Raw genomic sequence first — 11122 nt, forward strand, 5'->3', positions numbered from 1 at the left:
GGCCGCGCTGTGGCGCGGCCCCGACCCAAGGAAAGAAACCCCCATGTCTCTTATTCTCATTCTTGAGCAGGTCCTGAACGGGTTACAGTTCGGGGTCATGCTCTTCCTGATGGCTGCTGGTCTGACGCTGGTCTTTGGTGTCATGGGGTTGATCAACCTCGCCCATGGCGCGCTGTATATGGTGGGGGCCTTTGCCGCCGCCGCTGTCGCGGGCTGGACCGGATCCTTTGTGCTGGCGCTGATCGCCAGTCTTGCCGCTGCTGCTGCTGCCGGTGCGCTGGTCGAGGTCACGGTCATCCGTCGCCTGTATGATCGCGACCATCTGGACCAGGTCCTGGCGACCTTTGCGCTGATCCTGATCTTTTCCGAAGGCACCCGCTGGCTGTTTGGCTCTTTCCCGCTGTTTCTGGATGTGCCGGATTACCTGTCCGGTCCGGTGACGCTGCCGGGGGGCATTCAGTATCCGCTCTACCGTCTGGCGATCATCGTGATTGGCCTGATGGTGGGCGCTGGCTTGTTCTGGCTGATTGCCCGCACCCGCATTGGCGTGCAGATCCGCGCAGGCGAAGCCGACCGCGAGATGATCGCGGCACTGGGCGTTGATATTTCCAAGCTCTATACCCTGGTCTTTGCGCTGGGCGCTGCGCTGGCGGGGCTGGCAGGCGCACTGGTTGGCGCAATCCAGTCGGTGCAGGTGGGCATGGGGGAGCCGGTGCTGATCCTGGCCTTTGTGGTGATCGTCATTGGCGGTATCGGCTCGATCAAGGGGGCGCTGGTTGGCGCGCTTTTGGTGGGGTTGACGGATACCCTTGGCGGCGTGTTCCTGCCACGGCTGTTCGCGCTCTTGATGGAGCCTGCTGCTGCTGCCTCGTTGGGGGCCTCTTTGGCCTCTATGTTGATCTATATCCTGATGGCGGCTGTGCTTTTGGTACGCCCATCCGGCCTATTCGGGGGGAGCGCATAAGATGGGGCGCGAAAAGTTTTTCAACGCAGCGATGCTGTTGGCCCTGCTGGCGGTGCCGCTTTTGGCCTTGGCCATGGACGAACCCTTTGTCATCACACTGGCCACCAAGGTTGCCATCCTGGCGCTGGCGGGCGTCGGGTTGAACATCGCCCTGGGCCTGGGCGGCCTGGTCAGCCTGGGCCACGCGGCATTTTTTGGCATTGGCGGCTATGCCATGGGCATTCTGGCAGCCCATGCGCAGAATTATGAGCCGCTGTTTACCTGGCCGTTTTTGTTTGAGGGCAGCAATCAGATGCCGCTGATCTGGCTGGTGGCCGTGCTGGCAAGCGCCGCCGCGGCGCTGGTGATCGGGGCGTTGTCTCTGCGCACTTCGGGCGTTTATTTCATCATGATCACCTTGGCCTTTGGGCAGATGCTTTATTACTTCGCCATCAGCTGGTCCGCCTATGGCGGCGAAGACGGGCTGTCGATCTGGGTGCGCAATGAAATGCCGGGGCTGAATACCCTTGATCCGATCCAGTTCTTTGGCGTCACCTTTGTCATTCTCTGTCTGGCGCTGTGGTTCGCGGCGCGTCTGGCGCAATCGGCCTTTGGGCTGGCCCTGTCTGCGGCGCGCCAATCGCAAGAACGGGTGGAAACCGTGGGGCTGACCCCGTTCAAGCTGCGGCTCATGGCCTTTGTTATCTCGGGCGCGATCACCGGGTTGGCCGGGGCGCTGTTTGCTGATCTCAATCGGTTTGTCAGCCCGACGATGCTGAGCTGGCACACCAGTGGCGAGATCATGATCTTTGTCATTCTTGGCGGGGTGGGGCGGCTGTATGGTCCGCTGGTGGGCGCGGCGGTCTATATCCTGCTTGAACACCTTCTTGGCGGGATCAGCGAATATTGGCAGATCTTTCTGGGGCTTTTGCTGCTGGGCATGGTGCTGTTTGCCCGTGGCGGGCTGATTGGCGCGCTTTTGGGCCGGGAGGTTGCACATGACTGATCTGGTTCTGAAGGTCGAACATCTGAGCAAAAGCTTTGGCGCGCTCAAGGCCAGCAATGATGTTTCGCTTGACCTGCGCCCGGGAGAAATCCACGCGCTGATCGGTCCCAATGGCGCAGGGAAATCCACCCTGATCAAGCAGATCTCGGGCGGGCTTACGCCGGATGCCGGCCGGATAGAGGTGCTGGGCCGGGATGTAACCGCACTGGATACCGTGGCGCGGGCGCGCATGGGGCTGGGGCGGACCTTTCAAATCTCATCGCTGGCAATGGAATTCTCGGTGCTGCAAAATGCGGTGCTGGGGGCCCTGGGCGCGCGTCGCGCGCGCGGCGGTGGCCTGGGGCTGTTTCGCAATGTGATGAAGGACAAGGCGTTGCTCGATACCGCGCATGAATCCTTGGCGCGGGTGGGACTGGAAGCCGCCGCACAGGCGCGTACTGCCGATCTGTCTCATGGGCAGCGCCGCCAGCTAGAGGTGGCTGTGGCACTGACTCTGAAACCACGATTGTTCCTCATGGATGAACCCATGGCGGGGCTTGGGGCCAGTGGCTCGAAAGAGCTCACCGGGTTTCTGGATGGTTTGCGTCAAGAGGCACCGATCCTGTTGGTGGAACATGATATGGACGCCGTCTTTGCCCTGGCGGACCGTATATCGGTGCTGGTTTACGGGACGGTCATCGCCACCGGCACGGCAGATGAAATTCGCACCAATCCAGAGGTGCGCCGCGCCTATCTTGGCGAAGAGGAGCTGACATGAGCCTGTTGAAAGTTCGGGGGCTGAACGCCTCTTACGGTCCCTCGCAGGCCTTGTTTGGCGTCGATCTGTCGATTGGTGAGGGCGAAGTTCTGGCCCTGATGGGGCGTAATGGCATGGGCAAAAGCACCACGATCAAGGTGATCTGTGGCATGCTTGCTGCGTCTGCTGGCGAGTTGGAGTTCGCCGGGGCGGATCTGCGGCAGATGAAATCGCATCGGATTGCCCGGCTGGGCATTGGTCTGGTGCCCGAAGGACGACGGTGTTTTGCACCGCTGACGGTTGAGGAAAACCTGACCGCAGCCGCCCGCCCAGGCGATTGGACCTTTGACAAGGTTGCGGCGCTGTTTCCGCGTCTGGCAGAACGACGCAGCCAGAAGGCGGCGTCCTTGTCGGGCGGCGAACAGCAGATGCTGGCGATTGGCCGCGCGTTGATGACCAACCCGCGCCTGTTGATTCTGGACGAAGCGACCGAAGGCCTGGCACCTGTGGTGCGGCAGGAAATCTGGGCCGCCATAGCCCAGCTGAAATCGCAAACCGGCATGGCTATTCTGGTGGTGGACAAAACCCTGAAAGAGCTGGCCCAAGTGGCCGACAAGGCGGTGATCCTGAACAAGGGGCAGACTGTCTGGGCCGGGGACATGATGGCGCTGACGCCGGATCTGACCGATCGCTTCCTTGGGGTTTGAGACCTGACCCTTGGTCGTCTGCTAAATGTATAAAGCGGGACGATAGGCAAAACACCTGCCTATCGCCCCGTTTCTCGCGTCAGCTCTGGTGGCCTTTGGGCTGGAACAAGCCCCAGCGCAGCCGGGTTTCCCGGGCCAATTTCCACAGCACCAGCAGGGTGAGTGCCGCCAGCATGACTTCGGCCATTGGTCCTGCATACCAGACACCGATTTCACCAAACAGCAGCGGCAGCAGAAAAGTCAGCGGGATTGCAAAGGCGTAGGTCTTGCTGAGCCCCAGAATGGCGGCTTTGGTGGCAGAGCCGATGGCCTGAAAATAACTTGCCATCATCATCAGCGGCCCCATCAGGAAGAAAACACAGGTCATCACCGGCAGGATGCGGGCCACCTCGGCAATCACGGCCCGGTCTTCGACAAAGGCACCGGCGATCTGCGACGGCAAATTCATCACCACCACCTGGACCAGGGTGCAATAGACAAAGGCGGCGACCAGCGCGATCTGCAGGCTGGCATCAGAGCGGTGCCACAGCTCTGCGCCATAGTTGTTGCCGGTGATGGTCTGCATCGCAAAGGACAGGCCCAAAAGCGGCAGGAAGGCAAAGGTGATAACGCGGGTGATGATACCATAGGCCGATACCGTGTCTGGATAGTTGGCACCGCCAAACCACTGCAGCGCCGTGATGATCGCCGCAGACCCCAGCGCGAGCCCCAGAAAGTTGAGACTTTGCGGTGCCCCCAGCGCCAGAATTCGCCCCCAGTGGCGCAGCATGGAATTGCGCAGCGGCACTGCCGGGCGCAGCTCGGTTGGGCCGATGAGGCGGAAACACAGGATGATGGCAAAGGCCAGCGCCTGCGCCGCCGCCGTGCCATAGGCCGACCCGGCCACGCCCATATCAAGCAGGGCAATCAGCACATAGTTGAAGCCGATATTGGCGAGCGAGACCAGCAGGCTCATCAGTGCCATAAAACCAACCCGCCCCTCGTTGCGCAGCGCGTCCGAATTGACCGAGAGCACAAACAGCAGGGGGGAGAAAAACACGGTGATTTGCAGGTAAATCAGTCCCATCTGGGCCAAGTGTTCTGACCCCCCGGCAATCAGCAGCGCCATGGGGCGGCCGAGAAAGAAGAACAGAACAACAAGCGCCAGCCCAAGGCCAAGCGCCAGCCCATGCGCGCCTGCAAATATGCCGCGCGCGCGGGTAAGGTCTTGCGCCCCAAAGGCCCGCGCCAGCAGGCTGGACATGCCGTTTGAGACCAGCGTCGAAAGCGCCACAATCAGCATGTAGATTGGAAACATCAAGGTGACGGCAGCCAGCGCATCCGGCCCGACATAGATGCCCAGAAACAGCGCATCGGTCACTGACAGCAGGCCATTCATGCCCATCACCAGTATGATCGGCAGCGCAGTTTTGACATAGATGGCCCCCAATGGGCCATTGGTGAAGGTATTGGTAGGGGTGTCAGTCATATCCCATATCTCTCAAGTCAATCGCCTAGGTGAAGATGGGACCCGCGTTGCCATCCGCGCGATTGGCGGAAAGAGATCGTCATTGGACGTTGTAGAGCTTTACCAAGACAAAGCGTCAGCGGGAGGCAGGCGTCTACGGCCTGCCTCTTAGCTAGGCTGCATTTGCTGAGGGGTCAAGCCCCGGGGCTATGACGCCGCCGTACTGAGGTCGGGCGACCGGGCAGTGACAGTTTGGCATCACCACGGGGGCTGCGGGCGATTACCTTGCCCTTTGCCACGACGGCCAGACGGGCGGGGCGCAGGCGGACGGCCTCGGTGGGATTGGCCGCGTCCAGCACCACCAAAGAGGCCTGCGCGCCGCGCTTGAGCCCGTAGTCCTGCGCACCAGTGATCTGCGCGTTGGTCTCGGTCACCATGGTGAAACAGCGGGCCATTTCATCCGGGTGGGTCATCTGCGCCACATGTAGCCCCATAAAGGCCACGTCCAGCATGTCGCCGGTGCCCAATGAGTACCAGGGATCGCGCACGCAGTCCTGACCCCAGCCAACCGGGATGCCAAGCGCCTGCATTTCCTTTACCCGCGTCAGCCCACGCCGTTTGGGATAGCTGTCATGGCGGCCCTGCAACACGATGTTGATCAGCGGGTTGGGGATGGCAGAGATCCCGGCCTCGGCGATCAGCGGCAGCAGTTTGGAGACGTAGTAATTGTCCATCGAATGCATCGAGGTCAGATGCGACCCGGCAACCCGCCCCTGCAGTCCCAGCCGCTGGGCCTCATAGGCGAGGGTCTCGATATGGCGCGACAGGGGATCGTCGCTCTCGTCGCAGTGTATATCCACCATCAGGCCACGCTGGGCAGCGATCTCGCATAGGTCGCGTAGCGAAGCGGCACCATCGGCCATGGTGCGCTCAAAATGCGGGATGCCACCGACAACCTCGACGCCCATATCCAGTGCGCGCAGCAGGTTTTCGCGCCCCGTGGGGCTGCGGTACAGCCCGTCTTGTGGGAAGGCGACCAATTGCAGGTCGATGTAGTCTTTCACCTTTTCGCGCACCTCCAGCATGGCGGTGACGGTGTTGAGGTGATCCGGCGTGGTGTCCACATGGCTGCGGATGGTCAACAGGCCGAGGCTGGCAGCCCAGTCACAATAGGTCAGGGCCCGCTCGACCATCTCATCAACCGTGGCCTGATCGCGCAGCTCTCCCCACAGCGAGATGCCTTCCAGCAGGGTGCCAGAGGCATTCACCCGTGGCAGACCGTAGGACAGGGTGGCGTCCAGGTGAAAATGCGGGTCCACAAAGGGGGGCGCAACCAGGTCGCCAGTGGCGTCGATCACCTCTTTGGCGCTGGCTTCGATCCGTGGTTCGATTGCGGCAATGCGATTTCCGGTGATTGCAATATCACGCGCGGTGCCGTCGGGCAGGGTGCCACCCTTGATCAGCAGGTCAAACATCATCTCTCTCCCTTGTTGAAGGGCACCATCAGCGCCGCTGGGATCTCGGCGCGGCGTGACATCACCACCAGGGCCAGAATGGATAGGAAATAGGGCAACATCAAAAAGACCTGATAGGGGACCACGGCGCCAATGCCGGTCTGTTGCAGGCGGATTTGCAGCGCATCAAAGGCGGCAAACAGAATGGCGCCCATCACCGCCTTGCCGGGTTTCCAGGCGCCAAAGACCACCAGTGCAATACAGATCCAGCCGCGCCCGTTCACCATATCGAAAAAGAAGCTGTCAAAGGCCGAAAGGGTCAAAAACGCACCGCCCACAGCCATAAAGCCAGAGCCAACAATCACCGCCCCCATGCGGATTGCGGTCACCGACAGGCCCTGTGCGGCCACGGCAGCGGGGTTCTCTCCGGCGGCGCGCACCGCCAGCCCCAGCGGGGTACGGTAGAGCACCAGCGCCGTCAGCGCCGCAAGGATAAACCCGGCATAGGTCAGCGGCGTTTGCGAAAACAGCGCCGGGCCAACCAGCGGCAGATCCGACAGCAGTGGAATTTCATAGGGTTGAAAGGCGGTGATTTTGGGCGGCGATGATACCTCGGGCAGGACCACGCGATAGGTGTAGAAGGTCAGCGAAGTGGCCAGCAGGGTCAGGCCAATGCCCACCACATGCTGCGAGAGCCCAAAGGGCACGCTGAGGATGGAATGTACCAGCCCCAGCATCATACCGGTGAGCATCGCCACCGCCACACCGCCCCACAGCGGCAGACCCGCCCAGACCGCAATCCAGCCGGCAAAGGCGCCTGCCACCATGATGCCCTCGATGCCAAGGTTCAGCACCCCGGCGCGCTCGCAGATCAGCTCGCCCAGGGTGGCAAAGATCAAGGGCGATGCAATGCGGATGGCGGCGGCCCAGAAACTGGCCGAGAGCAGAATGTCGAACAGATCCATATCAGTCTCTCCGCACACGGAATTTGGTCAGCAGGATTGCCAGCACCATGAACAATAGCGCCGAGGCAAGCATGATATCGGCAATATAGCTGGGGACACCGGCGGCCCGGCTCATACTGTCGGCGCCAACAAAGATCGCCGCCACAAACAGCGCCGCGACCACCACACCAAGCGGATGCAACAGGGCCAGCATGGCAACCACGATGCCTGTGTAGCCAAAGCCGGGTGACAGATCGAGCGTAAGCGCCCCCTTCAGGCCCGAGACCTCGGAAAAGCCGGCCAGCCCTGCCAGCCCGCCAGACAAGAGTGCGGTTTTGAGGATCACTTTGGTGACTGGAATGCCGGCAAAACCGGCGGCTTCGGCGTTTTGGCCGACGGCGCGCATCTCATAGCCCAGCGTGGTGCGGGTGTTGATCACCCAGACCAGCAGTGCCGCGATCAAGGCCAGACCAAAGCCCCAGTGCAGCCGCAGCCCTTCGACCAGACGTGGCAAGCGGGCCTCTGGCAGCAGTCGGGCCGATTTTGGCCAGCCCATGCCCATCGGGTCTTTCAGCGGGCCTTCCAGCAGGTAGGAAACAAACAGCAAGAAGATGAAGTTGAACAACAGGGTGGTGACCACCTCATCGACGCCCAGCCGGGTCTTCAGCAGCGCCGGCCCTAGCAAGAGCGTGGCACCGGCAAACATTGCGGCGATGGCACAAAGCGGCAGCATCAGATAGGCAGGCAGCCCCAGCGCCCCGGTGCCCAGCACCACAGTCAGCACTGCCCCGGCATAAAGCTGCGCCTCGGCACCGATGTTCCACAGTTTGGCGCGAAAGGCCACGGCAATGGCCAGCCCTGTAAAGATCAGCGGCGTGGCACTGTTGAGCGTTTCCAGCAGGGCGAATTTGGAGCCAAAGGCGCCTTTCACGATCAGGCCAAAGACGGCAAAGGGATTGCCCCCGGCGATCAGCGCCAGCAGCGTTGCCACCGCGAAGGTGGCCAGCAGCGCAAGCAGGGGCGGCACAATGCGACGGGCGGGGCTGGGGGCGGCAATCGGTTCAAGCCGCATTTGGCGCTCCCGCGTCAAACCCATGGCCGGCCATCCAGGCCCCCAGATCTTCGGGGCGCATGGTGCCGCGGCCAAAACCGGGGCTGAGCCGCCCTTCAGAAATCACATGGATCACATCGGAAAGTTGCATGATTTCATCCAGATCCTCGGATATCAGCAGCACGGCCGCGCCACGATCACGGGCCTTGGCCAATGCGCCATGTACATAGTTCACCGCCCCAATATCAAGCCCGCGCACTGGCTGGTTGGCCAGAATGATCTGCGGTGCCTCTTCCAGCACGCGGCCCAGGATCAGCTTTTGCATATTGCCGCCAGACAGCAGGCGAATGCGAATATCGGGGCCGGGGCAGCGCACATCGTATGTATTGATCAGATCCTTGGTGAAGGCGCGCGCCTTTGCCCAGTTCATCCAGCCTCGGCGGCTGAAGCGGCTGGCATAGGTTTCCAGAATCGCGTTCTCGGTCAGGTCGAAATCGGCAATGGTGCCGGTTTTATGGCGGTCTTCGGGAATGCGGGCGATGCCCTTGGCGATGGCGGTGCGCGGCGTCCAGCGCTGAACCTCTGTGCCGTTCAGCTGCATCTCGCCGCTGGCTGGGGTGATCAGCCCTGACAACAGATCCGACAGGGCGGCCTGGCCATTGCCAGAGACGCCGGCCAATCCGATGATCTGACCGGCCGCCAGTTCCAGGTTCAGGGATTTCAGCCCGGGCGCGGCCCCCTGATCCGGGGTGGTGACCCGGCGCAGCGATAGCAGCGGCGCACCGGGCGCGGCGGTTTCAATGCTGGGAGAGCTGACTTCGGAGCCGACCATCAGGGCCGCCAGATCTTCGCGATTGGTCTGATTGGTGGCGCGTTCGGCCGCCAGTTTGCCGTGGCGCAGCACCACAACCCGGTGCGAAATCGCCATGACTTCGTGCAGCTTGTGGCTGATGAAGATGACAGACAGCCCGGTTGCGATGGCCTCGCGCAGAGTGGCGAACAGCGCCTCTGCTTCTTGTGGGGTCAGCACCGCGGTGGGTTCATCCAGAATCAGGATCTTGGCATCCCGGTAAAGGGCTTTCAGGATTTCGACCCGCTGGCGTTCACCAACGGTGAGGCGGCCCACCTTGGCGTTGGGGTCCACCTTCAGGTGAAACTGATCCGACAGGGCGCGAATGCGGGCCTTGGCCTGTGCAGGCTTGAGACGCGGCGCGGTCAGAGGATCAACCCCCAGTACGATATTTTCCCAGACGGTCAGGTTGTCGGCCAGGGTGAAATGCTGGTGCACCATGCCGACGCCCGCATCCAGCGCTGCACGGGGCGCGCCGGGGGGCAGCGTCTGGCCAAACAATTCAACCGAGCCTTCATCCGCGGTGTACTGGCCAAACAGGATGTTCATCAGCGTGGTCTTGCCGGCACCGTTTTCGCCCAGCAGGGCAATGACTTCGCCGCGATGCAAATCAAAGCTCACGCCTTCATTGGCCGTGACCGGACCAAAGCGTTTGGTAATACCTTGAAGGCGCAGGACAACCTGCGCCTTTGTTGTGTTGTTCATGCGATCAGGCCCAGATCAAGAGGATTTTGGCTCTTCATCATTAATGGCCACCGTATAGGAGCCATCCTTGATCGCCTGGGTGCGCTGGGCTACCAGATCCAGCGCCTCTTGCGGGATCTTACCTTCAAAGGTGCCGTAGGGGGCCAGTGAACAGCCGCCCTTGGCCATATAGGAATAGGGGCCGTAGTCCTTGGCGGTGAAGCTCCCGGTTTTGACCGCTGCAATGGCGGCATCCAGCGTTGGTTCAAAATGCCACAGCGCCGAGGCGGCAACCGTATCGGGGTAATCCGACTGGGTGTCGATCACATTGCCAATGGCCAGCAGGCCCTTTTCCTTGGCCGCATCCGAAACGCCAAACCGTTCCGCATAGAGCACATCCGCGCCGTTCTCGATCATTGCAAAGGCTGTTTCCTTGGCTTTTGGCGGATCGAACCAGGAGCCGATGAAGGAGACCTGGAATTTCATATCGGGGTTCATTTCACGCGCGCCGGACATGAAGGCATGCATCAGGCGGTTGACTTCGGGGATCGGGAAGCCGCCAACCATGCCGATATTGCCGGTCTTGGACATGGCGCCTGCCACGATGCCCGATAGGTAAGAGGCATCCTGGATGTAGTTGTCAAAAACTGCGAGGTTTGGTACCGCCGCGTCTTCTTTGAAGGAAGAGCCCATGAGGAAGGCAACATCCGGGTAATCGGCCATAACTTCGCGTGCTTCGGCTTCGACGCCAAAGATTTCGCCGATGATCAAGGTGTAGCCGCTTTCGGCATATTCTCGCATGACGCGGGAATAGTCAGAATTCGAGGTGTTTTCAGAGTAGCTGTAAGCGATGTCGCCACGGTCCTGCGCAGCGAGAGCGGCAACATGGATGCGGCTGACCCACTGTTGTTCTACCGGAACTGTGTAGATGCCGGCCACTTTGATCGGCTCTGCCGCCAAGGCTTTGCTTGCAGAAAGGCCCAGACCCGCTGTCAGGGCCGTGGCAGCGCTGGTGGCTAGAAAATGACGGCGCGATACTGCGCCCAAAATCGATTTTGACATAAAGCTATCCCCGGTTTGATTGGCCGACCCTTGGCGGATCTTGTCCAAAGGGTAAAAATTCCGGGCGGTTAAGGCAAGGAAGCTTTACCCATTTTTGCATCATATTGGGAAGATTGATCATTTGTTGCACACTAAGGAGCGCCGCATCAGCGCTTGTGCGTAAATTGCACAGATTTACGCCCTGAACAGTGTGGCGCGCTGGCCAGGTTTCCCTGTGCCAGCCCGGTTGTGCGACCTG

Annotated in this window: 10 protein-coding genes; 4 read left to right on the top strand and 6 right to left on the bottom strand. The window is 61.1% G+C overall.

All coding sequences use genetic code 11. From position 1 onward, the window contains the following. Positions 1–43 precede the first annotated feature (43 nt). Genes ACN0VH_RS11865 through ACN0VH_RS11880 form a run of 4 tightly spaced genes read left to right on the top strand, consistent with a single transcriptional unit; the run spans position 44 to position 3392 of the window. The gene (locus ACN0VH_RS11865) at positions 44–964 is read left to right on the top strand and encodes a branched-chain amino acid ABC transporter permease (RefSeq protein WP_278923683.1); all 921 of its coding nucleotides are present in this window, start codon (positions 44–46) and stop codon (positions 962–964) included. A 1-nt stretch (position 965) separates the two neighbouring features. After that, entirely contained in the window at positions 966–1949 is a 984-nt protein-coding gene (locus ACN0VH_RS11870; protein WP_417700691.1) for a branched-chain amino acid ABC transporter permease, read from the top strand. Continuing rightward, positions 1942–2706 (top strand): ABC transporter ATP-binding protein, encoded by a 765-nt coding sequence (locus tag ACN0VH_RS11875; RefSeq protein WP_278923681.1) that lies wholly within the window; start codon positions 1942–1944, stop codon positions 2704–2706. The genes ACN0VH_RS11870 and ACN0VH_RS11875 overlap by 8 nt, the downstream gene beginning before the upstream one ends. Further along, positions 2703–3392, top strand: coding sequence for an ABC transporter ATP-binding protein (locus ACN0VH_RS11880; RefSeq protein WP_278923680.1), 690 nt, complete (start codon positions 2703–2705; stop codon positions 3390–3392). The genes ACN0VH_RS11875 and ACN0VH_RS11880 overlap by 4 nt, the downstream gene beginning before the upstream one ends. 79 nt (positions 3393–3471) lie before the next feature. Here the strand turns inward: ACN0VH_RS11880 and ACN0VH_RS11885 are convergent, their stop codons facing one another. The 6 genes from ACN0VH_RS11885 to ACN0VH_RS11910 form a co-directional block, all read right to left on the bottom strand. Further along, entirely contained in the window at positions 3472–4860 is a 1389-nt protein-coding gene (locus ACN0VH_RS11885; RefSeq protein ID WP_417700692.1) for an MATE family efflux transporter, read from the bottom strand. A gap of 173 nt (positions 4861–5033) precedes the next feature. Beyond that, on the bottom strand, positions 5034–6314 hold the full coding sequence (locus ACN0VH_RS11890) for an amidohydrolase family protein (RefSeq protein ID WP_417700693.1): 1281 nt from the start codon (positions 6312–6314) through the stop codon (positions 5034–5036). Continuing rightward, positions 6314–7258, bottom strand: coding sequence for an ABC transporter permease (locus tag ACN0VH_RS11895; RefSeq protein ID WP_027241382.1), 945 nt, complete (start codon positions 7256–7258; stop codon positions 6314–6316). Before ACN0VH_RS11895 ends, ACN0VH_RS11890 begins: the two co-directional genes overlap by 1 nt. Position 7259: 1 nt before the next feature. Further along, on the bottom strand, positions 7260–8309 hold the full coding sequence (locus ACN0VH_RS11900) for an ABC transporter permease (protein ID WP_417700694.1): 1050 nt from the start codon (positions 8307–8309) through the stop codon (positions 7260–7262). Continuing rightward, positions 8299–9843: an ABC transporter ATP-binding protein gene (locus tag ACN0VH_RS11905; protein WP_417700695.1), complete on the bottom strand. Its 1545-nt coding sequence runs from the start codon at positions 9841–9843 to the stop codon at positions 8299–8301. Before ACN0VH_RS11905 ends, ACN0VH_RS11900 begins: the two co-directional genes overlap by 11 nt. 15 nt (positions 9844–9858) lie before the next feature. Then, a complete protein-coding gene (locus ACN0VH_RS11910) occupies positions 9859–10884 on the bottom strand; it encodes a BMP family protein (protein ID WP_278923676.1) in 1026 nt (341 codons plus the stop codon). Between the last annotated feature and the right edge of the window lie 238 nt (positions 10885–11122).

This window comes from Pseudophaeobacter sp., assembly GCF_048267565.1.
Classification (GTDB): Bacteria; Pseudomonadota; Alphaproteobacteria; order Rhodobacterales; family Rhodobacteraceae; genus Pseudophaeobacter; species Pseudophaeobacter profundi.